The sequence below is a fragment of the Streptomyces sp. SCSIO 30461 genome (genome assembly GCF_037023745.1).
Lineage (GTDB): Bacteria > Actinomycetota > Actinomycetes > Streptomycetales > Streptomycetaceae > Streptomyces.
In genome coordinates this window covers 807,116-833,345 of the sequence record NZ_CP146101.1, presented here as the reverse complement: position 1 = coordinate 833,345, position 26,230 = coordinate 807,116, and the positions used below count along the sequence as shown (strand labels likewise).

Sequence of the window (26,230 nt, the reverse complement as noted above, 5' to 3'; positions counted from 1 at the left end):
TATGCGGTCCAAGACGGGAATGCGCGGTTCCATGCCGTTTCGGCATAGGGTCGGAGCTCATGGATGTCGTCGCAGCGTGCCGTGCCTTCGTCAGCGTCAGCGAGCGCGGGAGCTTCACCGTGGGGGCTGCTGCCGCGCGGATGTCGCAGTCCGTCGCCAGCCGCCGGGTCGCCGCGCTGGAGAAGCACTTCGGCGAGCGGCTCTTCGAGCGGACACCGAGACGGGCGACGCTCACCCCGTTCGGGCGGGACATGCTGCCGGTGGCACGGCGACTGGTGCTGACCGCCGACGACCTGGAGCGCGGGGCGGAGGCGGCCAAACGCAAGCCGGTGCGTCTGGCCGTGCCTGAGCTCGGCTCGACCGGGGATCTCGCCCGGCTGGTCGCCGATGCGCGCGACGCCGGCGTCGCACTGGAGCCCCACGTCGCCGGGCCTGCGGAACGCGCCTCGCTGGCCCGCTCCGGTGAGGTGCGGGCCGCGCTTGTGGCCGTACCGTCGGACCAGGCGGTGTGGTGCGTGCCGCTCGGGCTCGCGAGCGCGCGGGCGCCGCGCACGAGACGGCGCACCTACCTCGACTCGCTGCGGGTCGGACGGGGCGACACCGCTCCCCCGCGCCGGGTCTGGATGCAACCGGAGGACGATGTGGCGCATGTCCGGGATCCGCTCACACGGCAGTGTGAGGCGGTGGGGCTTCGGCCCGCTCAGCTCGTCCTGGCGCCGAGTCTGACGCTGGCCGTGGCGGAGGTGCTGCGCGGTGCTGATCTGCTGCTGTGTTCGGCGGCGCAGGCGGCGGGGCTCGGGCTGCACTGGCGGCCCATCGGGGAGACCGAGCCGACGCGGGGCTACGCGATCGCAGCGGCTGCGGCCGGGGATCCGGAACGGCTGCGTAGCAGGCTCGGGAAGGCAATCGGGGCCTGCCTGGGCGCGGAAGGTACGGAGGTGGCGCGGTGAACAGCGGAAGTGAAGGGCTGCTGGCGGAGCTGCGCGAGGAGCTGGAGGACGGTGGGCTCGCCGGTTCGTTCCTCGTACGGGACCTGCACACGGGAGATGAGCTCGGCATCGAGCCCGACACCGAGCGGCCCGTGGCCTCCCTCACCAAGATCCCGCTCGCGCTGGCGACTCTCGAACGCATCCGGCGCGGCGAACTCGACGGATCGGCCGCCATCGACGTGCAGCCGGGGCGTGTCACCGCCCCCGGGCCGACGGGTCTGAGCCGCTTCCGCCATCCGGCGCGGGTGGCGGTCGACGATCTGCTGTATCTCAGTGTCTCGCTGAGCGACAGCACGGCGGCGGACGCACTGTTCGCGCTCACACCGCCCGAGCAGGTGGCGGACGTCCTGCGGGAGTTGGGGCTGCATCACGGTCTCACGGTGCGCCATACGATGCGCGAACTGGCCGACACCCCTGCGGAGCACCTCGGCTCGGCACAGGGGCATCTCGCCCAGGCCCTCGCGATCGACGCGGGCACGGGCGGTGGCGGTCACCGGCTGCCGCAGCTGGATGTGACCCGGGCCAACACGGGGACAGCGCGCGCTTTCGCGGATCTGCTGGGGGCCCTGTGGACGACGCCGTCACCGGTCGATCCCTGGACGGCCGAACAGGCCAGGACCCTCATGGCGAACAACGTCCTGCGGCAGCGGCTCGCACCGGACTTCAGCTCCGACGCCTCCACCTGGTCCTCCAAGACGGGGACGCTGCTGAACCTCCGCCACGAGGTGGGTGTGGTCGAGCACGCCGACGGCCAGGCCTTCGCCGTGGCCGTGCTCACCGAGTCCCGCGTCCCGGCCAGCAGTCAGCCGGGGGCCGAGGCACTGATGGCACAGGTGGCGCGGCGGCTGCGGGACGAACTGCGGCGGTGGTGAACGGACCGCGGTGATATCGAGTGACACGGCCTTGGGGCGCACGGACACTGGGCGGCGGTCGGCGCCGCGGAGGATCCGGAGCTCAGAGGGTCGTCCCGGATTCCCGGGAGCGCGCCGCCGGACGACGGGGGCGGCTCGGGCGACGGCGCCTACTACCGGAACTGCGACGCCGCCAGGGCGGCCGGTGCCGCACCCGTGCGCGTCGGGGACCCGGGGTACGGACGCCACCTCGACCGGGACGGCGACGGAGTCGCCTGCGAGTGAGACCGTCCGGCCGTTGCGCCGGCCGGACGGCGCAACGGCCCTATCCGAGGTACGCGGCGTAGTCGTCCAGCACCTTCAGGACCTTCCCCTCGCCCTCCGGCGGCAGTTGCAGCACGACCTCTTCGCACCCCAGCTCCGCGTAGTAGGCGAGCTTCCCCGGTGACGGCAGCACCGCGTAAGGGACGATCTGAAGGGCCTTCGGATCGCGTCCCGCCTTCTCCCAGGTCTCGCGGAGCACCGGGACCGACTCCGAGAGCCCACGGCCGCCGATCGGCAGCCAGCCGTCCGCGTAGTCGGCGATGTGGGCGAACAGCTTCGGGCCCGCGCCGCCGCCCACCAGGGTGCGTGGGGCGCCGCCCGAGTGGGGCTTGGGGTGGGCGTACGAGGCACGGACGGACGCCAGGTCACCGTCGTAGGCGGTGGGTTCGTCGGCCCACAAGGCTCGCATCAGCCGCATCCGGTCACGGCCGAGATCACGGCGGGTGCGCCATTCGACGCCGTGGTCGGCGGCCTCCTCCCTGTTCCAGCCGAAGCCGACACCGAGGGTGAACCGGCCTCCGCTGAGATGGTCCAGGGTCGCGATCTGCTTGGCGAGGGCGATCGGGTCGTGCTGGGCGACGAGGGTGACGCCCGTGCCGAGGCCGAGTGTGGAGGTGACGGCCGCGACCTGCCCGAGGGCGACGAACGGGTCCAGGGTGCGGCCGTACTCGGGCGGCAGTTCGCCGCCCATCGGGGCCGGGGTGGTGCGTTCCACGGGGATGTGCGTGTGCTCGGGGAGGTACAGCCCGGCGAAGCCGCGTTCCTCCAGCTCCCGCGCCAGGCGTACCGGCGTGATCGTCTCGTCCGTGAGGAAGATCGTGGTCGAGATACGCATGCGCGTCCTCCGTCAGCTCAGCGGTTCGGGTCAGCTCAGCGGTTCAGCGGGTCCAGCCGGTCCAGCGGGCTCGGCAGCCCAAGGTATGCCGTACGGGGCGCGGATTCGAGAGTGCCGCGATCTGCCCTTGCCGTCGCGTCGGTGCCTCGGTAGGAGGTTGGTAGCGCGCAACCGACCCGGGGAGCAGACGGCATGTGCCACTCGACCGACTCGACGCACTCGTTCAGCAGACGCGGACTGTTCGTGACGGGAGCCGCCGCCGCGCTTACCTTGGGCAGTGTGAGCTTCGCGGAAGCAGCGGCACGGGGGCCCGGCGGCACCGCAACCGAGGTGGTGCGCGGCACTCTGCCGCCCGGGTCGCCGGACTTCGTCCACCTGCCCGTGGAGGTCCCGCGCGGAGTGTGCGGGATACGGGTCTCCTACACATACGAGCGACCGCAGGTACCGCCCGGCGCCCAGGGCAACGCGCTGGACATCGGCATCTTCGACGAGCGCGGTACGGAGCTCGGCGGCGAAGGGTTCCGGGGCTGGTCGGGTGGGGCGCGGACGGAGTTCTTCATCCGGGGCGACGAGGCCACACCCGGCTATGTCGCCGGGCCGGTACGCGCCGGTACCTGGAACATCGCGCTCGGCCCTTACACCGTGGCTCCGCAGGGCCTCGCCTACGAGGTCACCATCACGCTGACGTACGGGCCGACGGCCAGGACCCCGAAGCCGGTGTACCCGCCCGAGCGGGCCAGGGGGCGTGGGCGCGCCTGGTACCGGGGTGACTGCCATCTGCACTCCTGGTATTCGGACGGGCGCCGTACCCCTGCCGAGATCGCCGCGCTCGCCCGCGCCGCAGGGTTGGACTTCATCAACAGCAGTGAGCACAACACCCATGCGGGCCACGGGGCCTGGGCGGATGCGGCGGGCGACGACCTGCTGGTGCTGCTCGGCGAGGAGGTCACCACACGCAACGGGCATGTCGTCGCGATCGGCACCGATCCGGGGACGTTCACGGACTGGCGCTACCGGGCGCGCGACAACCGCTTCGGGCACTTCGCACGCGCGATCCGGCGCGCGGGCGGATTGGTCGTCCCTGCCCATCCACACTCCAACTGCATCGGCTGCGCATGGAAGTTCGGCTTCGGCGAGGCCGACGCGATCGAGGTGTGGAACGGCCCCTACACCCCGGACGACGAGGTGGCGCTGATGGACTGGGACAGCACCCTGGTGACGGCGGTTCGTTCAGCCGGAGCGATGCGCTGGATCCCGGCCATGGGCGGCAGTGACGCCCATCGCGACCCGGACGCGGTGGGCACCCCGCAGACCGTCGTGCTCGCCGACGATCTGACCCGGGCGGCGATCCTCGACGGCATCCGCGCGGGGCGTTCGTATGTCGCCGAGTCATCAGCGGTCTCGCTGTCCTTCGGCGCGGTGGACGGGCGGGGCCGCCACGCGGGCATCGGCGAGCGGCTGCGGACCCGCGGCGCGGATGACCCGGTGACGGTGCTGCTGGAGGTCACGGGCGGCCCGTCCGGAGGTACGGCTCGGATTGTCACCGACCAGGGTGTGCTGCACACCGCCACCCTACCCGGGGACGGCGCGGGCACCGTGGAGTGGCGCACGACGGCGGCGTACGCGGCGTATGCACGGGCCGAGGTGCGCCATCCGCCGGTGCTGCCGATCCCCGGCTTTCCGGGGCCGCCGGCGGCGCTCACCAATCCCGTGTTCCTCGGCTAGGACGGCGAGCGGCGCCGCCCGCCGACGCCCGGCCCGGTCGTCATCTGCCGGCTACGGGCTTGGTGTCCGCACCCTGCCACCCCTGCTGCACCTGCTGCACCAACCCACAACGCGTTGCCCGGCAGCGGCCCGTATTCGTCGACGGCACGCTGGAGCGAGGGGCCGGGCACATACTCGGACGCGTACCAGGGGCGTCGCTCGTCGACCCCGGCGTCCACCACCGGCACCGTGCCCGCGCCGCTGACGCTCCGGACCGCCTCCACCTCACGCCGGAAGCGGTCACGGAACCCGGGTACCGCCGCCATGTCGCCGTGGATCAGCTTGAGCGCGACGGAGCGCCCGCCGGTGTTCCGCGCGAAGTAGACCCGGCCCATGCCGCCTTCGCCGAGCCGCCCCAATACGCGGTGGTCCCCCACCGTGCGTGGATCCCGCGCGTCCAATGCCTCCATCGACCGTTCCGCCCCCGAATCGGTAGTCGCTGTCGCAGAGTTGGCATTCTCGCACGCGTGATCACCGCACGAGCGTGCGTGATCACGGAAGCTTCACCTTCCGGATCGGCACCGGAACGAGATCGGATCTTCCTTGTCCACCGGATACCCGCGAGTTAGGGTCACCTGGCATTTATCGGGGGATCACGGGGAGTGGGGGACATGGCAGGGGGAATCGGCGTGCCCGCGCAGAGCGCGACGAGCGGCGCACAGGTCCCGACGGAGACGCGGAGCCCGAAGGGCGGCAAAGGCGCGAACGAGTGGGGCCAGGCCGTCGCGGCCCTGGTTGTGGCGGGCTCTCTCGCCGTCGGTCTGGTGCTGTTCCAGAAGGGATCGTCCACGGAAGGCGACTTCGGCGACACCGTGCCCGCCGGGCGCTGGAGCTTCGACACCGGCGGGCTTGTCCGCTACCGCTGAGCAGGGCTTGACCGTGCGGCGGAGTCCTGCTGAGGAGACGCCGCCTTGACGGTGAGCGCGCAGTCCGGACCGGTGCGGCGCCCCGCTCAGCCGCCCGGCCAGACGATCGCCTGTGTCTCGCTGTACGCGTGCAGCGCGTAGGAACCCACGTCCCGGCCCACGCCGCTCTTCCTGAATCCGCCGAACGGAGCCTCCATGTTGCGGCCGATGGTGTTGATCCCGACGCCTCCGGACCGCAGCCGCCGCGCCACACGGAAGGCGCGTGCGGCGTCGCCGGACCACACGTAGTCGATCAGGCCGTAGTCGCTGTCGCCGGCCAGCGCGATGCCCTCTTCCTCGTCGCCGAAGGGGACCACGACGACCACCGGTCCGAAGATCTCCTCCCGCACGATCCGCATCTCGCTGGTGCAGTCCGCGAACAGCGCCGGGGCAACGTAGAACCCGCGTTCGAGGTCGGGGCGTTCGCCGCCCGCGACCAGGCGGGCGCCTTCCTTCTTGCCGAGTTCGACGTACGACTCGATGCGGTCGCGGTGCGCCGCGGAGATCACCGGTCCGACCACCGTGCCGGGTGCCGCCGGGTCGCCCAGCTTCAGGTAGCCCATATAGGCGGTGAGCTTCTCGATCAGGCGGTCGTAGACGCCGCGTTGGGCGATGACCCGGGTCGGCGCCGTGCAGATCTGCCCGCTGTAGAACGAGAAGGTGGTGCCGATGCCCATGACCGCCGAGTCCAGATCGGCGTCGTCGAAGACCAGGGCCGCGCCCTTGCCGCCCAGCTCCATCAGCTGGCGCTTCATGTCGCGTCCGCAGACCTCGCCGATGCGCCGCCCGACGGCCGTGGAGCCGGTGAAGCTGACCATGTCGACGTCCGGTGAGTCCACGGCCGCCTCGCCCACCTCCGCACGGGAGCCGCTCACCACATTGACCACTCCGGGTGGCGCACCCGCTTCCTCCAGCGCCTCCGCCATCCGGTACACGGACAGCGGGTCCTGCGGGGCCGGCTTCACCAGGACGGTGTTGCCCATGGCGAGGGCGGGGGCGACCTTGCCCGCCGGGTTGGCCCAGGGGTTGTTGTACGAGGTGATGCAGGTGACCACACCGACCGGGCGGCGGGCGGCGATGGCGCCGAAGATGCCCGCCTTGCCCATCGGACCCGCCTCGTTGATCTGCGGGGGCAGGCCCTGCTCGACCGGCTCCAGAGCGCCCCTGGCGTAGCGGCGGAAGCGGGACACCCCCACCGCGACCTGCATTCCGCGTGCCGTGCCGGTGGTGGCGCCGGTCTCGGCGCGGGCGAGGTCCGCGTAGGCGTCGAACTCGCGCTGGATCACGTCGGCGGCCCGGTCCAGGATCGCGGCGCGCTGCTCGGGTGGTGTACGGGACCACGAATCGAAGGCCTCCCGGGCGGCTGCCGCCGCCGCGTACACCTGCTCGCGGCTCGCTTCCGGCGCGAGGCCGACGGGGCGCTCGGTGGCCGGGTCGATCACCTCGTAGTGTCCGCCGTCCGGTTCGGTCCACTCACCCCCGATGTACAGGCGCTGGACGTCGCGTTCACGGGTCACCTGGTGCTCACCGTCCTCGTGTCACGGCCCGAACGCAGCACCTTGCCCGGGATCGCTCCGGTCACCTGGTCATCGCGGATGGTCTCGACTCCGTTGACGCGTACGGACACGATGCCGACCGCCCGTGAGTCAAGGCGCGGGCTGTCGCCCGGCAGGTCGTGGACGAGGGTCGCGGGGCCCGCGTCGATCCGCTCGGGGTCGAAGAGCACCAGGTCGGCGTGGTGGCCTTCGGTGATCCGGCCGCGCTCGCGCAGTCCGAAGAGCTGCGCGGGGTCGTCGGTGAGCATCTTCACCGCCTGCTCCAGTGGGAGGAGCTTCCGGCCGCGCAGGCAGTCGCCGATGAAGCGGGTGGTGTACGGAGCGCCGCACATCCGGTCCAGGTGCGCCCCTGCGTCCGAGCCGCCGAGCATGACGTCCTCGTGCTGCCAGGTCTCGGCGCGCAGTGCCCAGGACGCCGGGTCGTTGTCGGTCGGCATGGGCCAGAGCACGGTGCGCAGCTCGTCGTTGGCGCAGATCTCGGCCAGGCACTGGAAGGCGTCCTGCCCGCGTTCGGCGGCGATGTCGCGGACGACCCTGCCGCTGAGGCCCTCGTTCTCCGGGCAGTACGTGTCGCCGATGACGTAGCGCTCGAAGTGGGCGAGGCGGCGGAAGACCCCCGCCTCCTCGGAGGAGGCGCGGCGCAGCATCTCGGCGCGTACGTCCGGTTCCCGGAGCCTGGCGATCCGTTCGGGGACGGGCAGAGCGAGGATCTCACCCCAGCCGGGGATGAGGTTGAGGGCGCAGAAGGTGCCCAGCGACATGTTCATCGGGGTGAGTATCGGCATGGTCAGGGCGACGATCCGGCCGCCTGCCTTGCGGGCACGTTCGCTGGGCAGCAGCTGCCGCGGGACACGATCGGGTACGGCGGCGTCGATGGTGAGCACGTTCCAGTTGAGCGGGCGTCCTGCTGCGGCGCTCATCTCCACGAACAGGTCGATCTCCTCGTCGCCGAACTGGTCGAGGCAGCCCGCGACGATCGCTTCGAGCTGGGTGCCCTCGTGGTCCCCGACGGCTCGGGAGAGTGCGAGCAGTTCGACGGCGCCGGCGTGGCGGGAGGCCACGGGACGGCCGTCGCCGTCGGAGTGGGTGGACGACTGGGTGGTGGACAGGCCCCAGGCTCCCGCCTCCATCGACTCGTGGAGCAGCCGGAGCATGGCGTCGAGTCGGGCGGGGGTGGGCGTGCCGCCGATCGCATCCGGGCCCATCACATGGCGGCGCAGTGCGCAATGCCCGACCATGAAGCCGGCGTTGACGGCGATGCGGCCTTCGAGTGCGTCGAGGTACTCGCCGAAGGTGTGCCAGTTCCAGGGTGCGCCTTCTTCCAGGGCGACCAGGGACATGCCTTCGACCTTGGACATCATCCGGCGTGTGTAGTCGGCGTCTTCGGGTCGGTCGGGGTTGAGCGGTGCGAGGGTGAATCCGCAGTTCCCGCCCGCGACGGTGGTCACTCCGTGGTTCATGGAGGGGGTGGCGTACGGGTCCCAGAACAGCTGGGCGTCGTAGTGGGTGTGCGGGTCGACGAATCCGGGGGTGAGGATCAGCCCGGTCGCGTCCTCGCTCGTCCCTGACTCTTCTGCGACGGTGCCCGGTTCGGCGATGACGGCGATACGGCCGTCACGTATGCCGACGTCGGCGGGGTAGGCGGGGGCGCCGGTCCCGTCCACGACGGTGGCACTCTTGATGAGGTGGTCGAGCATGACCTGCGTCCCTTTCCGGTGCGGTGGCTTGGTCAGTGCGTGTGGCCCGGCCGGAGGGCGTCGCGGCCGGCCGCGACCGCGTTGCCCTCCGGCCGGGCCGGGTGCGGGTGGCGGTCCGGGAAGCCACCGCCCGCGGTCCTCACGGTGTTCCCCTTCAGACCGCCGCTTCTCGGAGGCGGGTGGTGCGGTGCACCGGATCGGTGTCGATCTTCGGGATGACGTGTTCGCCGATCAGCTCGATCGTCGTCATCGTGTCCTCGTACGAGACGCCGATCGGCAGGCCGAACGACAGCTGGTCCGCACCGGCCTGGTCCCAGCGCTTGCACTGGGCCAGCACCTCGTCCGGGTCGCCGCAGATCATCAGCTCCTCGGCGATGAGCAGCTCGATGATCTCGGCGCTGTAGTCAGGCAGCAGCTCGGGCCACTCGGGGATGCCCTCGGGGCGGGGGAACGTGTCGTGGTAGCGGAAGAGCAGCGACTGGAGGTAGTTGAGTCCGCCGCCGACCGCGATCTCCACGGCCTTGTCATGGGTCTCGGCACAGATCGCGGTGGAGGTCACCATGACGTTGTCGTTGACGAAGCCGCCCACCGGACGCGCGTCCTTGACGGCTGTCTTGTACGACTCGACGACCCACTCCATGTCGGAGACCTTCTGCACGCTGAAGCCCAGCACACCGAGGCCCTTGTGTGCGGCCATGGCGTATGAGGACGGCGAACCGGCCGCGTACCACATGGCGGGGTGGGACTTCCCGTACGGCTTGGGGAGCACCTTGCGCGGTGGCAGGGACCAGTGCTTGCCCTGGAAGCCGGCGTACTCGTCCTGGAGCCACATCTTGGGGAACTCGGCGATGGTCTCTTCCCAGATCTCCTTGGTGTGGTTCATGTCCGTGATGCCGGGCATGAAGCCGAGGATCTCGTGCGAACCGGCCCCCCGTCCCGAGCCGAACTCGAAGCGCCCTTCGGAAAGATGGTCGAGCATGGCCACCTTCTCGGCGACCTTGACCGGGTGGTTGACCGGGGCGAGCGGGTTGAAGATCCCGGAGCCGAGATGGATGCGCTCGGTGGCGTGCGCGAGATAGCCGAGGAACACGTCGTTGGCGGAGAGGTGCGAGTACTCCTCCAGGAAGTGGTGCTCGGAGGCCCAGGCATACTTGAAGCCGGACTTGTCGGCCTGGATGACGTACTCGGTCTCCTCCATCAGCGCCTTGTGCTCGGCGAGCGGGTCGGTCTCGGCGCGCTTGCCGAGGTATCCCTGTACGAACAGTCCGAACTCCATGGAACCCACCACCGTCTCGTGCCCAGCGACCTTCTGACGCCGTTTCTGACGATGCGTCAGATCCGAATGCACCGACTGTTCCACCGAGCCCGCGAGGCGTCAATACCTGATGAGTCGTCAGACGCAGGCGCTGTCAGAACAGACTCACCCCGGCCAGCCAGCCCCCGTCGATGACGAACGGCTGCCCCGTGATGTACGCGGAGTCCTCGCTGCTCAGGAACATCGCCAGCCGGGCCACCTCGGCGGCCTGCCCGACCCGCCCCAGCGGCACCAGCTTCCGGTACACCGTGTCGAGCGCCTCCACGTCCGCGCCCCCGGGATTGCTCATCGGTGTGTCCACCGCTCCCGGGCACACCGCGTTGACCCGTATCCGCTTCGGCGCCAGCTCCAGCGCCGCGACCCGGGTCAGGCCGAGGACGGCGTGCTTGGTCGCCGCGTACGCCCCGACGCAGCGCATACCGGTGAGCGCGGTGTACGAGGCGGTGTTGACGATCGTGCCACCGCCGGCCGCCTCGATCTCGGGGGCGACCGCCTTGATGCCGAGGAACGTACCGATCTGGTTGACCTGGATGATCTGCTGGAATTCATCCAGCGGGGTGCTCACCAGCTCGTTGAAGCGCAGGATGCCCGCGTTGTTCACCAGCCCGTCGATCCGCCCGAAGGCGTCCTTCGCGGCATCGACGGCAGCGGCCCAGTCCTCCTCCCGGCCGACGTCCAGGCGCACATAGCGCGCCGCGGCCTCGCCCAGTTCCTTGGCCAGGGCCTCCCCCTGGTCGTCCAGGACGTCGGCGAGGACCACCCTGGCTCCCTCGGCGGCGAACAGCCGGGCTTCCTGCTCGCCCTGGCCGCGCGCGGCACCGGTGATGACGACGACGCGCCCATCCAACTTGCCCATTGTGCACTCCTGTTCATCTATTCATCGAGGTGAGGAGCCACTTCGGCAGCGAACGCAGCCATCTGGTCGATGAGTTCCGCACGGCTCCGACTGCGGAACCGGACCTGGATCTGGTCCACCCCCATCGCCCCGTACGCGCGCAGCGACTCGGCGACGGCCTCCGGCTTCCCGGTGACCACCCGGCGACCGACGTTCCAGGCGGCGTCCCCCACGTACAGCGGCTCGGTGATCGCACCGACGACAAGGGGCCGGACGATCCCGGCCTCCTCACGCAGCGCCCTGAGCTTCGCGATCCGGGCGGGCAGCCGGTCTCGCGGATCGCCCTGCGGCAGCCAGCCGTCCCCCTTGAGCGCCGCCCTGCGCACGGCGGCCGGGGACGAACCCCCGACCCAGAGCGGTACCTCCCGCTGAGCGGGGCGCGGCAACTGCCCGAGTCCGCCGAAGGCGAAGTGCTCGCCGCTGAAGTCGGGGAACTCGTCGGGCCCCAGGGCGGCTCTGAGCGCGTCGATGGTCTCGTCGAGTACGGCTCCACGCCGCTCGAAGTCCACGCCGAGGACCTCGAACTCCTCCCGCACATGCCCGGCGCCGACACCGAGGATCAGCCGCCCGGCCGAGAGATGGTCGAGCGTCGCGTACTGCTTGGCGGTCAGCAGCGGATGCCTCAGTCCCACGACGGCGACATGGCTGAGCAGCCGCACCCTCTCGGTGGCGGCGGCGAGATACGAGAGGGTGGCGACCGGGTCGTACCAGACGGTGGACATGGCCCCGGCGAGCCTGCGCGGGATGGCGACGTGGTCGCAGCTCGCGACGTAGTCGAAGCCCGCGCGGTCCGCGGCGCGGGCGATGGCGAGGAGGTCGGCGGGGCCCGCGGAGACCTCCCAGGACTCGGCGTAGATGGTGCTCTGCGACTGGACTGGGAGCTGCATCCCGTAGACCACCATGTCGGTCTCCTTCGCCGCACACGGATGACGGAGCCCGCTATCTGACGATCCGTCATATCAGTTGGGCCACCATGGTCTTGGCTGGACCGGCGTCGGGCAAGGGGCTGTGCACGGTCGTCCGGGACTTCGGGTCGCGGCGATGCGCCGCCGCCCGTGGAGCCGTGCCGGCGCCGCCTTCCCTGGGCGTGCGGTGCGCCCGCCCGCCTGACAGCCGGAGGCGTCGCGGGGCGGCTCGGTTCAGCCACGCCACTCGCACCTCGATACCGTGCACCGTGTGACCGACTCATACGGGGAACCAGACGACACCGCGGTGGCCATCGCCGCCGCCCGCGCCGGTGCCGATGTCGTACGAGGCATGTACGGGCAGCGGCTCGGCCGGATCGACAAAGGAGGAGGGGACTTCGCCACCGCCGCCGATGTGGAGGCGGAGAAGGCGATCACCTCCGTCGTCCGTGCCGCCCGGCCGGAGGACGCGCTTCTCGGCGAGGAGGGCGGACAACAGGGGACGCACGGGGCGGTGCGGCAGTGGCTGGTCGATCCGCTGTGTGGCACCCTGAACTACGCCGTGGGCAGCATGCTGGTGGCCGTCAACGTGGCGCTTCGTGAGAGGGCCGGGGCGGTCACGGCGGCGGCGGTGGCGGACCCGTTCGGCGGCGAGGTGTTCCACACCGATGGTGAGACCGCGTGGGTGCGCGGTACCGAAGGCGACGACACGCGGCTCGCGCCCACCGCCATGACCCGGCTGGTGGATGTGAACCTGGATCCGCCGTTCCCGAACGCACCCGCGTTCCGGGCCGTGGACATGCTGGCCGATCCCGGGTTCGTCGAGTCGTTCCGACCGCGGGTCATCTCGACCACGCTTGCGCTGGCCTGGGTGGCGGCCGGTAGGCGCGCCGCCTACGTGACCGATGGCGGCGACCTGTCCGCAAGCGTGCACTTCGCCGCCGGTATCGCGCTGTGCCGGGCCGCCGGGTGCGTGGTCACGGGGATCGACGGCACCCCGGTCGGGTCCGCCGGCCGCGGGCTCGTGGTGGCCGCGGACGCCGAGACGCACGGGCGGCTGATGTCGACGATCCGCACGGTCTGAGGGCCTTCGCCGCACAGGCCGGACACCCGAGGGCTGTCGGCCGCATCTGCGCACGGAAACCCCGAAGGCTCCGAGCACAGAAGCTCGGGTGCCGGACGCGCACCACGGGTTCGAGACGATCGACCACACCCCCGCGGCACTTGAGGCCGTGCGGCGCGCGGTACGGTCCGTGCTCAGGTGGCTGCGGGAGTGAGCGGCATCGGCTGCCTCCCGTCATGCGCCACGTGGGGTCGTCGGGCGGTCGGGCCGGACCAGGCCGCCCTTCGGACCTGGCGGGTCTCCGGTCAGCCCAGCAGGGCATAGACCGTCGACGCGCGGGCAGCCGGTTCCTCCTCGCCCTCGGCGGTCATCGTGATGTCCACGAAGGCCATCCGCTTGCCCAGCTTGGAGATACGGGCCTCGACCAGCACGTCCGCACCCGTCACGGCCCGCTGGAAGGTGGTCGACTGCTGGACCGTCGTCATCGGCACGAAGGCACCACGCGCCGACGACACGGCGATCACGGTCGCCGTGTCGGCCGCTGCCATCAGGGCCTGACCGCTGAGTGCGCCGCCCTCCCGGGCGAGCCGGTCGGACCAGGGCAGGCGCAGGACTGCGTGGCGCTCACCCGTCTCGGCCACCGTGAGACCGAGGTCGAGCACCCAGGGGGCGAAGTTGTCGGACAGAACCTTGTCCGCTGCAACGAGCGAGAGCGTCATGGGTCGATGGTGCCGGGTCCAGGCGTCGATGGGTACGGGGCACCAGCGTGTCACGGCACCGGTTGGTACGGCTCCGGGCCCACGGCGCCACGGCTACCGGGCTCCCGGCTCCGGACCCCCGGTGCGGACGCCAGACTTGGGGTGAGCCGGACACGGACACCGGACCGAGTGCGCCCAGGGCCACGGACACAGCTGGGGAGGGCTGCCATGACCGCACCGAAATCCGATCACCGCCGGGGAGCCGGCATCGGCGACGGCCTGATGACGGCCTGCGAGATCGCCGCCGCCGTGCACACGGGCGAGCTCTCGGCACGCGAAACGGCAGCGGCGGCGCTGGAGCGGATCGCCGGAAGCTGCGACACCGGCGGCACGGGGGGAGGCGGCGATGGTGGCAGCGGCCGTGGCCCTGGTGGCGGACGCGGTGACACGGTAAGGGCGTTCACCGAGTGGTGGCCCGACGTGGCCACCGCCCAAGCGGCCGAGGTGGACCGGCGTGTCCGGGCGGGCGAGCGGCCACCGCTGGCCGGGGTACCGCTCGCGGTCAAAGCCACCGAGGGGCTTTCCTCGTACCAGACCCGGCGCCTGGTAGCCGCAGGCTGTGTCACCGTGGGCGCGACCTCCACCCCGGGTCCGGGCACCCGATGGCAGACCTGGGGGGCCACCGACCGGGGGCCCACCCTCAATCCGCACGACAGGCGCTGGAGCCCCGGTGGCTCGTCAGCCGGTTCAGCAGCCGCCGTGGCCACCGGAATGGTGCCGCTGGCCACCGGCAGCGACGGGGCCGGGTCGGTGCGTATACCGGCCGCGTGGTGTTCCGTGATCGGGCTCAAGCCCACCAACGGCGCGGTCCCCGCCCGCGACCGGGCAGGACTGAACATCGCCGGACCGCTCGCCCGGACGGCTTCCGACGCCGCCGCCTACCTGGACGCTCTCACCGGCGGCGCTCTGCGGGGGCGCCTCGCGCCCCCCGAACACCCCTTGCGCACCGCGTGGTCGGAGACGCTCGGCTTCGCCGACACCGCCGCCCCGATCGCCGCCACCGCCTTCGGGACCTTGCAGTCCCTGGCCGTCGCCGGGCCGGTGGAACTCCGTCATCCGCCGATCCGGCTGCCCGATCCCGCACCCTGTTGGGAGGCGCTCCGGGGCCGCTCACCGGTCGATCCGGATGACGTCGTACGTCGGCGTGCGAGCCTCGTGCGGCGACTGGACGCGCTCTTCGCGGAAGTGGACCTGATCGCGACTCCTACCACGCCGAACCCACCGCACGGGCACAGCGGACCGGGCACCACGATGAGTGTGGCTCTGACCGGAAAACTCGGGGGTTCGACGGGCATGGCGATGTGGCCCCTGGGGCTGTGCCGACGGGGTTGAGGGGCGGTGCGGTGGTGTGTCAGGCGCCTGCCGGGGTGAGGGTGACGTCGTGGCCGAGGGCGGTGAGCTGGCGGACGAGGTCGCGGGTCTTGCGGGCGGGATCGAGGTTCTTGGTGTGCCAGTCGGGGCCGAGGTCGCGGTAGCGGGCGGTGGGGTCGTTCAGGAGGTGCCAGACCGTGACCAGGATGGAGCGGGCGACGGCGACCAGTGCTTTGAGGTGGCCTCGGCGTTTGACGATGCGGCGGTAGCGGGCGCCGAGGAAGGTGTCGGTGCGGGCGGCGGAGATGGCGGCTTCGCCGAGTGCTCCGCGCAGCCAGGGGTTGCCTTTGCCGGCGGGTCCGGAGGTGTTCTTCGGGCCGGACTGGAAGGTGCGTGGGGATAGGCGGGCCCAGGAGGCCAGGTGGTCGGCGGTGGGGAACACGCTCATGTCGGTGCCGATCTCGGCGAGGATGACCTGGGCGGTGGCCGGTCCCACCCCGGGGATCTCGTCCAGGCGCTCGACGTCGGTCAGCGGCATCAGCATGCCCTGACCGGGCCGGTCGTCGTCCCTGTCACCGTCCCTGTCGTCGTGGGTCGTGGACAGCTCGGTGAGACGGGTGGTGATGCGGGCGGTGAGCTTGTCGATCTGCATGGTGAGGTAGTCGACGGTGTCCAGCAGCATCCGCAGCATGAACGCGTGGTGTTCCTCGAACCCGCCCGCCAGTGCCTCTTGAAGGGCCTGGGGGCTGGCTTTGATGGTGCCGTGTGCCAGGTCGGCCAGGGCCCTGGGGCTGCGTTCGCCCGCGATCAGCGCCTCGAGCATCGCGCGGCCGGAGACGCCGAAGATGTCGGAGATCACCGAGGACAGCTTGATCTGCGCGTCCTCCAGGAGCTTCTCCGCGCGCTGCTTGTGCCGGGTGCGCTCGTGGGTGAGGACCGCGCGGGAACGGGTCAGGTCCCGCAGCTCCCGCACCGGCTTTGGCGGCACGAACGAGGCTCTGAGCATGCCGCGTTCGGCGAGCTTGGCCAGCCACACCGCATCGAGCCTGTCGGTCTTCGGGCGGCCAGGCACGTTCTTCACGTCACGCGCGTTGACCAGCCAGCATTCAAGCCCCCGCGCCTCCAGGAGAAAGAAGAACGGCTTCCAGTACGTCGAGGTCGCTTCCATGACCACCCGGGTGACGCCCTGGCATATCAGGTGGTCCGCGAGATCCAGGATGGCGCCGCTGGTCGCGGCCACGTGCCACACACGCTGTACTCTCCGGCCGGGCTTGTCCTCGTGCGGCACCCGGGTGCACACCATCCCGGATGCCTTGGCGATATCGATCGCCGCGACCCGCTCCACCAGCTCCGGTCCCTGCTCGCTCTCCTCGGCATCCGTCTCCGCCACGGGCGCGTGCCCCTTCCCCCTCGTTCCGTTCGTACAGGCGGCGCCCGCCCCAAGGGGCCACGGGGAAGACGAAATCTGACCGGCGTGCTCTACGGCAACAAGGCAAGGCCCCGCAGCGGCCCCTGCACCAGACTGACCTACGGGCTTGGTGTCCCAACGAGCAACCGGAGTCGGCGAGCGGGCGCCGCGATCATGTTTTCACGCCGGCAAGGCGTTCCCCGACAGGGACCAGAAGGGCTGACCTGGGCGTTCAACATCACCGGCCACCCGGCCATCAGTATCCCCGCGGGGCTGACCGCTGCCGGGGAGCCGGTCGGCCTGCAGCTGATCGCCCGGCACCACCGCGAGGCCGATCTGCTCGCCGTCGCCGCGGCGCTGGAGCGACTGCGTTCAGCCGAAGAGGTCTGAAGGCATGGGGCTCACCGCGGATCCGAGGCTCCTCTTCGAAGAGAGCGGCTCCGCGGTCCCCCGTCGACCCGGTGGGTGCACCCGGTCACGCCGCCCCGGGCCACAGCCCCTCGGGGGTGAGGCCCAGCAGTTCGATGGCGTTGCCCCGGACGATCCGCTCCACCACATCCGCCGCCAGGTGCCCCATCTGCGCCTCGCCGACCTCCCTCGACTTGGGCCAGGTCGAGTCCGAGTGCGGATAGTCGGTCTCGTACAGGACGTTGCCGACCCCGATCGCGTTCAGGTTCCGCAGCCCGAAGGCGTCGTCGAAGAAGCAGCCGTACACATGCCCTGCGAACAGCTCGGACGGTGGGCGCAGCACCTTGTCGGCGACGCCGCCCCAGCCGCGGTTCTCCTCCCAGACCACGTCGGCGCGTTCCAGGATGTAGGGGATCCAGCCGATCTGGCCCTCCGCATACATGATCTTCAGTGTGGGAAAGCGCTCGAACTTTCCGCTCATCAGCCAGTCGACCATCGAGAAGCAGCAGTTGGCGAACGTGATGGTGGAGCCGACGGCCGGCGGGGCGTCCGCCGACGTGGACGGCATCCTGGACGAGGAGCCGATGTGCATGGCGATGACCGTGCCGGTCTCGTCGCAGGCGGCGAGGAACGGATCCCAGTCGTCGGTGTGGATGGACGGCAGACCGAGGTGCGGAGGGATCTCCGAGAACGCCACCGCCCGCACCCCGCGTGCCGCGTTGCGGCGAACCTCAGCCGCGGCGAGTTCGGCGTCCCAGAGCGGGATGAGGGTGAGGGGGATCAGCCGTCCGCAGGCGTCCGGCCCGCACCACTCCTCCACCATCCAGTCGTTGTACGCCCGCACCGAGAGCAGCCCCAGCGCACGGTCCTTGGCCTCGGTGAAGGTCTGGCCGCAGAAGCGCGGGAAGGTGGGGAAGCAGAGCGCGGACTGGACGTGGTTGACGTCCATGTCGGCCAGCCGGTCGGGTACGGAGAACGAACCCGGCCGCATCTGGTCGTAGGTGATGACCTCCAGCCTGATCTCGTCCCTGTCGTAGCCGACGGCGGTGTCCAGGCGGGTGAGCGGGCGGTGGAGATCCTCGTACACCCACCAGTCGCCGATCGGCCCGTCGTCTCCCGGAGCGCCCATGACCGGTGCGAACCTGCCGCCGAGGAAGGTCATTTCCTTCAGGGGGGCCCGGACGATGCGCGGGCCGGACTCCCGGTACTTCGACGGCAGCCGGTCCCGCCAGACGTGCGGGGGCTCCACCGTGTGGTCGTCCACCGAGATGATCTTCGGGAAGTTCTCCATGCACTTCACGGTAGCGCCAATCTGACGATGCGTCAGCTGCCCTGTGGAGGGCTGTTCACCGCCGTGCAAGCTGCGGGGTTTCCCATCGTCACCGTTCCCCCACAGAACCGTGCGGCGAGCGACCTGCTGCTGACGAGGCGGCTCGCACAAGGCAGACTGTCGGGGGCGACACCGGCGGGACCGGCGGCATGAGCGGACATGAAGCGGTACGAGCAGGGAGTAGCTATGGACCGAGGGGACGGGTCCTCCGAGCGGCACACGGATGTACCGGAGCAGAGCGCTCCGGAACGCGGTGTTCCAGTGGCTTCGGGCGGTGAGAGCGACGCCGGTAGCGGCTCCGGCGGCAGCGGCCTGCGTTTCAGCGTGCTCGGACCCGTACGCGCCTGGGGCGAAGACCGCGTCCTCCCCTCGGGGTCCCCGCAGCAGCGTGCCCTGCTCGCGGCACTGCTGATGCGCGAGGGACGCACCGCCACGGCGGCCGAGCTGATCGACGCGCTCTGGGGTGAGGACCCGCCCTCGCAGGCACTCGCGGCCGTGCGCACCTATGCGTCGCGACTGCGCAAGGTGCTCGGCCCCGGTGCGCTGGTCAGCGAGTCCGGCGGCTACGCCATCCGCACCCCGCCCGACGCGCTCGACCTCCGTGTCGCCCAGGAGCTGGTCTCCGCGGCCGAGAGGGCTCGGGAGAAGGGGGACCGCGCCCAGGCCCGGGCGCTGACAGGCGAGGCGCTTGGCATGTGGGACGGCGAGGCGCTCGCCTCCGTGCCCGGCCCCTACGCCGAGTCGCAGCGGGTGCGCCTGGAAGAGTGGCGGCTCCAACTGCTCGAATCACGCCTTGAGATGGACCTTGAAGTCGGGCACCACGCGGAGGCCGTGTCCGAGCTGACCGCCCTGACCGCCGCCCACCCACTGCGCGAGCGGCTGCGTGAACTCCTGATGCTGGCGCTGTACCGCAGCGGTCGGCAGGCAGAGGCACTGGCCGTGTACGCGGACACCCGGCGGCTGCTCGCCGATGAGCTGGGAGTGGACCCGCGACCCGAACTGTCCCGGCTCCAGCAGCGGATCCTCCAGGCGGACGAGGAGCTGGCCGGGCCTGCCGAGGAGGCGAGGCCAAGCACGTCAGGGCGCCGAAAGCCGGCGCAACTGCCCGCGACCGTTCCCGACTTCACCGGCCGCGCCTCACTCGTACGGGAACTCGGCGAACAACTCGCCGCTTCCGAGGGATCGGTGATGGCGGTCTCCGCGCTCGCCGGAATCGGCGGGGTCGGCAAGACCACTCTCGCCGTGCATGTGGCGCACGACGCGCGTCCCCAGTTCCCGGACGGGCAGCTCTACGTGGACCTCCAGGGCGCCGGACACCGGCCCGCCGAGCCGGAGACGGTACTCGGGGCGTTCCTGAGGGCACTCGGCACGCCCGACACGGACATCCCCGACTCACTGGACGAGCGCGCCGCCCTCTACCGCTCCGCACTCGACGGTCGCCGGGTGCTCGTCCTGCTGGACAACGCCCGGGACGCCGCCCAGGTCCGGCCGCTGCTGCCGGGCACACCGGGTTGCGCGGCTCTGCTCACCAGCCGGATCCGCATGGTGGACCTGGCGGGCGCACATCTGGTGGACCTGGATGTGATGTCCCCGGAGGAGGCGATCCAGCTCTTCACCCGGATCGTGGGTGAAGAGCGGGTCCGCGCCGAGCGTGAGGCGACCCTGGACGTGGTCGCCGCCTGCGGCTTCCTGCCGCTGGCGATCCGTATCGCCGCCTCCCGCCTCGCCGCGCGCCGCACCTGGACGGTCTCCGTGCTCGCGGCCAAGCTCGCCGACGAGCGTCGTCGGCTGGACGAACTGCAGGCGGGTGACCTCGCGGTCAAGGCGACGTTCGAACTCGGCTACGGCCAGCTTGAACCGGCCCAGGCGCGCGCCTTCCGGCTGCTGGGGCTCGCTGACGGTCCGGACATCTCGCTGGCGGCCGCCGCGGCCGTACTGGACCTCCCGTCGCACGACGCGGAGGACCTGCTGGAGGCGCTGGTCGACACCTCGCTGCTGGAGTCAGCGGCGCCGGGGCGCTATCGCTTCCACGACCTGGTGCGGCTCTACGCGCGCTCATGCGCGGAGCGGGACGAGGAGCCGGCGGAGGAGCGCGAGACGGCGCTGTCGCGGTTGCTGGACTTCTACCTGGCGACGGCGGCGAGGGTGTTCGCGATCGAGCGGCCGGGTGACCGGCTTGTGGCCCACCTGGAACCCACAGCGTATGCGGGACTCTCCTTCGCCGACCGCCAGGAGGCTCTGGACTGGCTGTACGCCGAGGCCAATTGCCTGCTGGCATGTGCACGCCAATCCTTGGGTGGTGAACGGCTCCGACGGGCGGTGGATCTACTCTGGGCGGCGAAGGACTTGGGCGAATCCGGCGCCAACTCAAAGCAGTACGCGGCAGCGGCGCTCGCCGCGCGCGATGCCGCCCAGTCGGACGATGACGCACGTGCTGAGGGACGCGCCCGCACGGCCCTCACCAATGTCCATCTGGTGGCCGGGCGTTACACCGAGGCCGAAGACGAGGCACGCGCCGCGCGGCGCTTGGCGGTCGCAACGGGTGACGCGGCACCGGTGTACTGGGCGGACAACGACCGCGGCATCATCGCGCTTGTCGAGGGACGGCTGGAGGAGGCAGAGCAGCACCTGCTCGAAGCGCTTGAGGGCTCCCGCACCGACGGCAATCTGCCCGGTGAGGCCAGTGCACTGTGCAATCTCTCGCGGGTGTACGTGCTCATCGGACGCGAACCGGAGAACGCCATACGGCTCGCCAGGAAGGGCGTCGCGATATACGACCGGATGGGCCTGCCCCTGAGGCTGGCCAACGGCCACTACGCACTGGGGATCGCGCTCTCTCACGCCGGCCGGCAGTCCGAGGCCCTGAAGGAGTTCGATGAAGCCCTGGGCATCTTCGGCAAGAACCGCCAGCGCCTCTGGGAAGGAGCCACCCACTTCCGCATTGCTGAGGCTCATCTCGCTGCGAACAGACCGACTCAGGCAGCACAGCACGCCGAGCAGGCACTGGCACTCGGCTGCATCGGCGGAGACCGTACGCGGGGAAACACCCTGACGGTGCTTGGAAAGGCCCTGGAGTGTCTACGCCAAGGCGACCGGGCCCGGGCGTGCTGGCGCGAGGCGGTCGACATCTACCGGAAGCTCGGCTCCACCGAAGCGGATGACGTTCAGCTGCTGATCACCGCCGTTGCAGCCGCCTGACCTGATGCCCTGCGCGTTCAGCGTTCGTTTATGCGCATCCGGCATTCTCGTGTGCATCGGTCCTTACAACGGGGGCGTGGGGACCGACTTGGCTCATCGTTAAGGTGAGCGGTTCCGAAGGTCCGTTCGGCGATTCTCGGGGGAGTTGCCGAACGGACTCAACCGAACTACGGCAACTCGAGGGGGAGCTGACGACGATGAGCGGCACGAAGAAGAACGAGGACATCACGACCATGGGTGACAACCACGCACCCGTCCCGCCCAAGGACGCCCCGCTCACCACCATGAGCGACAACCACGCACCCGTCCCGCCCAAGGACGCCCTGCTCACCACCATGGGCGACAACCACGCACCCGCCCCGCCCAAGAATTAACCACAAGCCGAACACGACGGGGTACGGCCGCGGCGGCGCGGAGGGGGAGCCGTCGCAGCCGCGCAACGCCAGGGCCGCGACGGAGGGGGACCCGTCGCGGCCCTGGCATGCGTACCGCCGTGTGCTCCGTGCCGCCTCGTGCTCGCGCACTCCTCATGCCCCGCGCGGGCTTCGCGTGCGCGGGGCGGCGCCCCTCACACGAGCCGGGCCCAAGCCCGGCGAGCGGAAGTCAACGACGTCTCCTCAGCTCTCCCTTCAGCACCTTCCCGCCCGCGTTCCGCGGGAGCTCCGCCACGAACTCCACCGACCTCGGAACCTTGTAGTTCGCCATCTCCCGCCGCGACCACGCGATCACGTCGTCAGCCGTCAGCGTCGCGCCCGCCCTGCGCACCACATACGCCCTGCCGACCTCGCCCAGCCGACCGTCCGGAACACCGATCACCGCCACGTCAGCGATATCGGGGTGCAGTCCGAGGAGTTGCTCGATCTCGGCCGGATAGGCGTTGAAGCCGCCGACGATGAACATGTCCTTGATCCGGTCGGTGATCCGCAGGTTGCCGCGCTCGTCCAGGACGCCCACGTCTCCGGTGTGCAGCCACCCGTCCTCGTCGATCGCCGCCGCGGTGCCCTCCGGGTCCTCGAAGTAGCCGCTCATCACGTTGTGGCCGCGTACCAGGATCTCGCCCGGCTCACCGAGCGCTCCGGACATCACGCGGACCTCCGTGTCCGGGATGGCACGGCCTGAGGTGGTGGCGATGGTCTCGGAGGGGTCGCCGCGGCGGCACATCGTGACGATGCCGGATGCCTCGGAGAGGCCGTACGCCGTCAGCACGGTGGCGATGCGCAGCTCGCCGCGCAGCCGCTCCACCAACTGGAGCGGCACCACCGCAGCGCCCGTCACGACCAGCCTCAACGCCGACAGGTCGTGGGCGTCGCGCGCCGGGTGGTCCAGCAGCGACTGGTGCAGGGTGGGCGGGCCAGGGAGTACGGAGATGCGTTCGGCGGCGATGTTCGCGAGCACCGTGTCCACGTTGAACACCGGCTGCGGCACCATCGTCGCGCCGCGCATCAGACAGGCGATGATCCCGGCCTTGTAGCCGAAGGTGTGGAAGAAGGGGTTCACGATCAGGTAGCGGTCCCCCTCGCGCAACCCGGCGAGCTCGCACCACGTGTCGTAGCAGCGCAGGGTCTGGGCATGGGTGATCACCGCACCCTTGGGGCGGCCCGTCGTGCCCGAGGTGAAGACGATGTCCGAAGGCGACGATGGGACCACGGCGTCGGCCCTGGCCCGTACCTCCGCCGGCGACACCGTGTCCCCGGCCGCCAGGAAGTCCTTCCAGGTGCGGTAGTCCTCGGGGGCGCTGTCCGCGAACACCACCACCTGCTCCAGGTGCGGCAGCGGGACATCCGCGCGGCGCAGGGACGCCACGTACGAAGTGCCGAGGAACGTGCCCGTGATGAAAAGCAGTTTCACGCGAGTTCGTTCCAGGATGTACGCGGCCTCGGTGCCCTTGGAGCGGGTGTTGAGCGGCACCAGCACCGCGCCCGCCGACACCGCGCCGAGCGCGCTGACGATCCAGTCGAGTGTGTTGGGCGCCCATATCGCCACCCGGTCGCCCGGCTCCACGCCGGCCGCGACGCAGCCCGCGGCGGCCCGCTCGACCCGTTCGCCCAGCTCGCCGTACGAGAGCCGGGTCCGCCCGTCGGCAACGGCTTCCCGCTCCCCGTAGCGCTCGGCGGCGTCGCGCACCAGCCTCGGGATGGACATCCACTCCAGGTCGCCGCGCATCGCCGCTCCTCTCCGTGGCCCAGTACCTGACTATCCGTCAGATTAGCTGTACCCTCGCCCGCATGGCGACCCTCAAGGACGCGACAGCGATAGCCGGAATAGGTCAGACCCCCTTCGCGAAACACCTCCCCGAATCCGAGAAGACGCTCGCCTGCCGCGCCATCATCGCGGCGCTGGACGACGCGGGCATCGCACCCGGCGAGGTCGACGCATTCGCCTCGTACACGATGGAGGAGACCGACGAGGTCGAGATCGCCAAGGCGATCGGGGCCGGGGACGTCACCTTCTTCAGCAAGGTGGGCTACGGCGGCGGCGGCTCCTGCGCGACCGTCGGCCACCTCGCCGCCGCCATCGCCACCGGGCAGGCGAGCGTCGGGGTCGCCTGGCGGTCACGCAAGCGGGGCTCGGGGCCGCGCCCCTGGAAGAACACCGCCGCGCAGTTGCCGACCCCCGGGCAGTGGACTCGCCCCTTCGGCCTGCTGCGGCCGGCCGACGAGATCGGGATGCTCGCCAGGCGCTACATGCACGAGTACGGAGCCACTCGCGACCACCTCTTCAACGTGGCCCTCGCCTGCCGCAACCGCGCCAACCAGAACCCCGCCGCGATCATGCACGAGCGTCCGCTGACCCGCGAGATGTACATGACGGCGCGCTGGATCAGCGAACCGCTCTGCCTCTTCGACAACTGCCTTGAGACGGACGGCGCCCTGGCCTGCGTCGTGGTGTCCGCCGAACGTGCCCGCGACTGCCGCAGCAGGCCCGTCTACGTCCACTCCGCCGCCCAGGGCCTGCCCGCCCAGCACCACGGCATGGTCAACTACTGGAACGACGACCCGCTCACCGGCCCCGCCTGGACCGCTGCCCGCCAGTTGTGGAAGACCGCCGACTTCGGGCCGCAGGACATCGACGTCGCCCAGATCTACGACGCGTTCACCCCGCTGATCCCGCTGTCCCTGGAGGGCTACGGCTTCTGCGGGCGCGGCGAAGGCGCCGCGTACACGGAGGGCGGGGCCCTGGAGACAGGCGGGCGGCTGCCGATGAACACCGGCGGCGGCGGTCTCAGCGAGGCGTACGTGCACGGCTTCAACCTCGTCAACGAAGGCGTGAAGCAGCTGCGCGGCACCTCCACCGCCCAGGTACCGGACGCCGCGACCTGTCTGGTGACGGCGGGCGAAGGCGTTCCGACCTCGGCACTGCTGCTGCGGAACTGACCAGGGAAGTGGGAACGATGACAGACCACGACGGTCACTACCTCGCACCCGTAGCCGACGAGGACGGCGCACCCTTCTGGGAGTACGCGGCGCTCGGCGAACTGCGCGTCCAGGGCTGCGCCTCCTGCGGCCGGCTGCGCTTCCCGCCGCGCCCCTGCTGCCCGCACTGCCAGTCGTTCGAGAGCCACTGGCAGCCGATGGACGGACGCGGGCGGATCTGGTCCTATGTGCTCCCCCACCCGCCTCTGCTGTCCCCCTACGCCGAACAGGCCCCTTACAACGCCGTCATCGTGGAGCTGGCCGACGCGCCACACATCCGGCTGGTCGGCAATGTGGTGGCCGACGCGGACGCCGACCTCGACTCCGTCGACCCCGCGCGGCTGCGCATCGGGGCACCGGTGCGGGTGGCGTTCACCAAGCTCGCGGACGGGACGACCGTGCCGCGCTGGCTGCTGGAGCGATCATGAGCGGTACCGGCGGCCACGGCATCCGCGTCGAAACCGACAAGGACACCGGAGTCGCCGTCGTCACCCTCGACCGGCCCGCGAGACACAATGCCATCGACCTCGCGATGGCGGCCGGACTCGCCCGCGTGTGGCGGGGGTTCCGCTACGACGACACCGTGCGGGCGGCGGTGGTGACGGGCGCCGGAACACGAGCGTTCTGCACCGGGATCGACCGGGACGCCGAGGTGCCGCAGCCCTCGTCCCCGTACTCGATCGACGATCCACTGCTCAGCATCGGCCCCAAGGCCAACGACCTGTGGATACCGGTGATCGCGGCAGTGCGCGGGCTGGCCTGCGGCGGGGCCTTCTATCTGCTGGGCGAGGCGGAGTTCGTGATCGCGGCGGATGACGCACAGTTCTTCGACCCGCACACCGGCTACGGGATGGTGAGCGCCTACGAGTCGGTCCACATGGCGTTGCGCATGCCGTTGGGCGAAGCCGCCCGAATGGCACTGATGGGTACGGCCGAGCGTGTCTCGGCGCGCCGGGCGTATGAGACGGGACTGGTGAGCGAGGTGGTGGCGCCCGGAGACGAGCTGCCCGCCGCCGTACGCTGCGCCGCCGTGATCGCCTCGTACCCGACGGAGGCGGTGCAGGGGACGGTACGGGCGGTGTGGGCGGCGAACGAGGCGGTACGGAACCAGGCATTCGCCCATGCCCAGCAGCTGATCGCCCTCGGGAATCTGCCCGCCGACCGGCAGGCGGAGCTGTTCGCGAACAGGCGGAGTGCGGGGGCGGTCGCCGGTGGGGGGCCGGGTGGCGGTGCGACCGCGGATGGTGGTGCGAGCGAGGCAGGGGGCGGGCCCGGATACCGGTTGCGGTGAGTCCCGCCCCGCCT

Annotated in this window: 23 protein-coding genes and 1 pseudogene; 13 read left to right on the top strand and 11 right to left on the bottom strand. The window is 70.9% G+C overall.

The window, feature by feature from the left end; all coding sequences use genetic code 11:
• Nucleotides 1-59 precede the first annotated feature (59 nt).
• The 3 genes from V1460_RS03925 to V1460_RS03915 all read left to right on the top strand — a co-directional run bounded on the left by V1460_RS03925 (nucleotide 60) and on the right by V1460_RS03915 (nucleotide 2,125).
• On the top strand, nucleotides 60-950 hold the full coding sequence (locus V1460_RS03925) for a LysR family transcriptional regulator (protein WP_338672149.1): 891 nt from the start codon (nucleotides 60-62) through the stop codon (nucleotides 948-950).
• Nucleotides 947-1,861, top strand: a complete 915-nt coding sequence (locus tag V1460_RS03920; RefSeq protein ID WP_338672148.1) for a serine hydrolase — start codon at nucleotides 947-949, stop codon at nucleotides 1,859-1,861. Before V1460_RS03925 ends, V1460_RS03920 begins: the two co-directional genes overlap by 4 nt.
• Before the next feature lie 99 nt (nucleotides 1,862-1,960).
• Nucleotides 1,961-2,125 carry an excalibur calcium-binding domain-containing protein gene (locus tag V1460_RS03915; protein ID WP_407077590.1) on the top strand — a complete coding sequence of 55 codons (165 nt, stop codon included), beginning with the start codon at nucleotides 1,961-1,963 and terminating at the stop codon, nucleotides 2,123-2,125.
• Between the two features lie 40 nt (nucleotides 2,126-2,165).
• On the opposite strand, the gene V1460_RS03910 is transcribed toward V1460_RS03915, so the two are convergent.
• Complete coding sequence (locus V1460_RS03910; RefSeq protein ID WP_338672147.1) at nucleotides 2,166-2,999, bottom strand: LLM class F420-dependent oxidoreductase; 834 nt, start codon at nucleotides 2,997-2,999, stop codon at nucleotides 2,166-2,168.
• Nucleotides 3,000-3,191: 192 nt separating this feature from the next.
• Between V1460_RS03910 and V1460_RS03905 the strand changes: the two genes are divergently transcribed.
• Complete coding sequence (locus tag V1460_RS03905) at nucleotides 3,192-4,724, top strand: CehA/McbA family metallohydrolase (protein ID WP_338672146.1); 1,533 nt, start codon at nucleotides 3,192-3,194, stop codon at nucleotides 4,722-4,724.
• On the opposite strand, the gene V1460_RS03900 is transcribed toward V1460_RS03905, so the two are convergent.
• Nucleotides 4,721-5,173: a hypothetical protein gene (locus tag V1460_RS03900; RefSeq protein ID WP_338672145.1), complete on the bottom strand. Its 453-nt coding sequence runs from the start codon at nucleotides 5,171-5,173 to the stop codon at nucleotides 4,721-4,723. The two genes, V1460_RS03905 and V1460_RS03900, sit on opposite strands and share 4 nt — an antisense overlap.
• A gap of 201 nt (nucleotides 5,174-5,374) precedes the next feature.
• Between V1460_RS03900 and V1460_RS03895 the strand changes: the two genes are divergently transcribed.
• The gene (locus tag V1460_RS03895; protein WP_338672143.1) at nucleotides 5,375-5,629 is read left to right on the top strand and encodes a hypothetical protein; all 255 of its coding nucleotides are present in this window, start codon (nucleotides 5,375-5,377) and stop codon (nucleotides 5,627-5,629) included.
• An 86-nt stretch (nucleotides 5,630-5,715) separates the two neighbouring features.
• On the opposite strand, the gene V1460_RS03890 is transcribed toward V1460_RS03895, so the two are convergent.
• The 5 genes from V1460_RS03890 to V1460_RS03870 form a co-directional block, all read right to left on the bottom strand.
• Entirely contained in the window at nucleotides 5,716-7,185 is a 1,470-nt protein-coding gene (locus V1460_RS03890; protein ID WP_338672141.1) for an aldehyde dehydrogenase family protein, read from the bottom strand.
• Complete coding sequence (locus V1460_RS03885) at nucleotides 7,182-8,921, bottom strand: D-aminoacylase (protein ID WP_338672139.1); 1,740 nt, start codon at nucleotides 8,919-8,921, stop codon at nucleotides 7,182-7,184. Before V1460_RS03885 ends, V1460_RS03890 begins: the two co-directional genes overlap by 4 nt.
• Before the next feature lie 154 nt (nucleotides 8,922-9,075).
• Nucleotides 9,076-10,197 carry an LLM class flavin-dependent oxidoreductase gene (locus tag V1460_RS03880; protein ID WP_338672137.1) on the bottom strand — a complete coding sequence of 374 codons (1,122 nt, stop codon included), beginning with the start codon at nucleotides 10,195-10,197 and terminating at the stop codon, nucleotides 9,076-9,078.
• 133 nt (nucleotides 10,198-10,330) lie between these two features.
• Nucleotides 10,331-11,092 carry an SDR family NAD(P)-dependent oxidoreductase gene (locus tag V1460_RS03875; protein WP_338672136.1) on the bottom strand — a complete coding sequence of 254 codons (762 nt, stop codon included), beginning with the start codon at nucleotides 11,090-11,092 and terminating at the stop codon, nucleotides 10,331-10,333.
• A gap of 17 nt (nucleotides 11,093-11,109) precedes the next feature.
• On the bottom strand, nucleotides 11,110-12,033 hold the full coding sequence (locus tag V1460_RS03870; protein ID WP_338672135.1) for an LLM class F420-dependent oxidoreductase: 924 nt from the start codon (nucleotides 12,031-12,033) through the stop codon (nucleotides 11,110-11,112).
• A 274-nt stretch (nucleotides 12,034-12,307) separates the two neighbouring features.
• Here V1460_RS03870 and V1460_RS03865 point away from each other — a divergent pair, with 274 nt between their 5' ends.
• The gene (locus V1460_RS03865) at nucleotides 12,308-13,120 is read left to right on the top strand and encodes an inositol monophosphatase family protein (RefSeq protein WP_338672133.1); all 813 of its coding nucleotides are present in this window, start codon (nucleotides 12,308-12,310) and stop codon (nucleotides 13,118-13,120) included.
• Between the two features lie 284 nt (nucleotides 13,121-13,404).
• On the opposite strand, the gene V1460_RS03860 is transcribed toward V1460_RS03865, so the two are convergent.
• Nucleotides 13,405-13,818, bottom strand: a complete 414-nt coding sequence (locus V1460_RS03860; protein WP_338672132.1) for a PaaI family thioesterase — start codon at nucleotides 13,816-13,818, stop codon at nucleotides 13,405-13,407.
• Nucleotides 13,819-14,025: 207 nt separating this feature from the next.
• On the opposite strand from V1460_RS03860, the gene V1460_RS03855 reads away from it, so the two are divergent.
• On the top strand, nucleotides 14,026-15,189 hold the full coding sequence (locus V1460_RS03855; protein WP_338672131.1) for an amidase family protein: 1,164 nt from the start codon (nucleotides 14,026-14,028) through the stop codon (nucleotides 15,187-15,189).
• A 19-nt stretch (nucleotides 15,190-15,208) separates the two neighbouring features.
• Here the strand turns inward: V1460_RS03855 and V1460_RS03850 are convergent, their stop codons facing one another.
• On the bottom strand, nucleotides 15,209-16,558 hold the full coding sequence (locus V1460_RS03850; protein ID WP_338671540.1) for an IS110 family transposase: 1,350 nt from the start codon (nucleotides 16,556-16,558) through the stop codon (nucleotides 15,209-15,211).
• A gap of 237 nt (nucleotides 16,559-16,795) precedes the next feature.
• On the opposite strand from V1460_RS03850, the pseudogene V1460_RS03845 reads away from it, so the two are divergent.
• A pseudogene (locus V1460_RS03845) lies at nucleotides 16,796-16,966 on the top strand (amidase family protein); the annotation flags it as partial.
• A gap of 85 nt (nucleotides 16,967-17,051) precedes the next feature.
• Here V1460_RS03845 and V1460_RS03840 read toward each other — a convergent pair.
• Nucleotides 17,052-18,275, bottom strand: a complete 1,224-nt coding sequence (locus V1460_RS03840; RefSeq protein ID WP_338672129.1) for an amidohydrolase family protein — start codon at nucleotides 18,273-18,275, stop codon at nucleotides 17,052-17,054.
• A gap of 225 nt (nucleotides 18,276-18,500) precedes the next feature.
• On the opposite strand from V1460_RS03840, the gene V1460_RS03835 reads away from it, so the two are divergent.
• A complete protein-coding gene (locus tag V1460_RS03835) occupies nucleotides 18,501-21,512 on the top strand; it encodes a BTAD domain-containing putative transcriptional regulator (RefSeq protein ID WP_338672127.1) in 3,012 nt (1,003 codons plus the stop codon).
• Nucleotides 21,513-21,709: 197 nt separating this feature from the next.
• Nucleotides 21,710-21,886, top strand: a complete 177-nt coding sequence (locus V1460_RS03830) for a sigma-like protein (protein WP_338672125.1) — start codon at nucleotides 21,710-21,712, stop codon at nucleotides 21,884-21,886.
• A 229-nt stretch (nucleotides 21,887-22,115) separates the two neighbouring features.
• On the opposite strand, the gene V1460_RS03825 is transcribed toward V1460_RS03830, so the two are convergent.
• A complete protein-coding gene (locus V1460_RS03825; RefSeq protein WP_338672123.1) occupies nucleotides 22,116-23,675 on the bottom strand; it encodes a FadD3 family acyl-CoA ligase in 1,560 nt (519 codons plus the stop codon).
• Between the two features lie 62 nt (nucleotides 23,676-23,737).
• Here V1460_RS03825 and V1460_RS03820 point away from each other — a divergent pair, with 62 nt between their 5' ends.
• Genes V1460_RS03820 through V1460_RS03810 form a run of 3 tightly spaced genes read left to right on the top strand, consistent with a single transcriptional unit; the run spans nucleotide 23,738 to nucleotide 26,216 of the window.
• Nucleotides 23,738-24,886, top strand: coding sequence for a lipid-transfer protein (locus V1460_RS03820; RefSeq protein WP_338672122.1), 1,149 nt, complete (start codon nucleotides 23,738-23,740; stop codon nucleotides 24,884-24,886).
• Nucleotides 24,887-24,903: 17 nt separating this feature from the next.
• Entirely contained in the window at nucleotides 24,904-25,353 is a 450-nt protein-coding gene (locus V1460_RS03815) for an OB-fold domain-containing protein (RefSeq protein WP_338672121.1), read from the top strand.
• A complete protein-coding gene (locus tag V1460_RS03810) occupies nucleotides 25,350-26,216 on the top strand; it encodes an enoyl-CoA hydratase/isomerase family protein (protein WP_338672120.1) in 867 nt (288 codons plus the stop codon). Before V1460_RS03815 ends, V1460_RS03810 begins: the two co-directional genes overlap by 4 nt.
• The last annotated feature ends 14 nt before the right edge of the window (nucleotides 26,217-26,230 follow it).

Bases quoted from the DNA above. Each gene is read 5' to 3' on its own strand.
- V1460_RS03905 (WP_338672146.1), top strand. From the start codon at position 3,192: ATGTGCCACTCGACCGACTCGACGCACTCGTTCAGCAGACGCGGACTG.
- V1460_RS03830 (WP_338672125.1), top strand. From the start codon at position 21,710: ATGAGCGGCACGAAGAAGAACGAGGACATCACGACCATGGGTGACAAC.
- V1460_RS03910 (WP_338672147.1), bottom strand. From the start codon at position 2,999: ATGCGTATCTCGACCACGATCTTCCTCACGGACGAGACGATCACGCCG.
- V1460_RS03810 (WP_338672120.1), top strand. From the start codon at position 25,350: ATGAGCGGTACCGGCGGCCACGGCATCCGCGTCGAAACCGACAAGGAC.
- V1460_RS03925 (WP_338672149.1), top strand. From the start codon at position 60: ATGGATGTCGTCGCAGCGTGCCGTGCCTTCGTCAGCGTCAGCGAGCGC.
- V1460_RS03840 (WP_338672129.1), bottom strand. From the start codon at position 18,275: ATGGAGAACTTCCCGAAGATCATCTCGGTGGACGACCACACGGTGGAG.
- V1460_RS03870 (WP_338672135.1), bottom strand. From the start codon at position 12,033: ATGGTGGTCTACGGGATGCAGCTCCCAGTCCAGTCGCAGAGCACCATC.
- V1460_RS03825 (WP_338672123.1), bottom strand. From the start codon at position 23,675: ATGCGCGGCGACCTGGAGTGGATGTCCATCCCGAGGCTGGTGCGCGAC.
- V1460_RS03900 (WP_338672145.1), bottom strand. From the start codon at position 5,173: ATGGAGGCATTGGACGCGCGGGATCCACGCACGGTGGGGGACCACCGC.
- V1460_RS03835 (WP_338672127.1), top strand. From the start codon at position 18,501: ATGGACCGAGGGGACGGGTCCTCCGAGCGGCACACGGATGTACCGGAG.
- V1460_RS03880 (WP_338672137.1), bottom strand. From the start codon at position 10,197: ATGGAGTTCGGACTGTTCGTACAGGGATACCTCGGCAAGCGCGCCGAG.
- V1460_RS03815 (WP_338672121.1), top strand. From the start codon at position 24,904: ATGACAGACCACGACGGTCACTACCTCGCACCCGTAGCCGACGAGGAC.
- V1460_RS03885 (WP_338672139.1), bottom strand. From the start codon at position 8,921: ATGCTCGACCACCTCATCAAGAGTGCCACCGTCGTGGACGGGACCGGC.
- V1460_RS03895 (WP_338672143.1), top strand. From the start codon at position 5,375: ATGGCAGGGGGAATCGGCGTGCCCGCGCAGAGCGCGACGAGCGGCGCA.
- V1460_RS03855 (WP_338672131.1), top strand. From the start codon at position 14,026: ATGACCGCACCGAAATCCGATCACCGCCGGGGAGCCGGCATCGGCGAC.
- V1460_RS03820 (WP_338672122.1), top strand. From the start codon at position 23,738: ATGGCGACCCTCAAGGACGCGACAGCGATAGCCGGAATAGGTCAGACC.
- V1460_RS03860 (WP_338672132.1), bottom strand. From the start codon at position 13,818: ATGACGCTCTCGCTCGTTGCAGCGGACAAGGTTCTGTCCGACAACTTC.
- V1460_RS03875 (WP_338672136.1), bottom strand. From the start codon at position 11,092: ATGGGCAAGTTGGATGGGCGCGTCGTCGTCATCACCGGTGCCGCGCGC.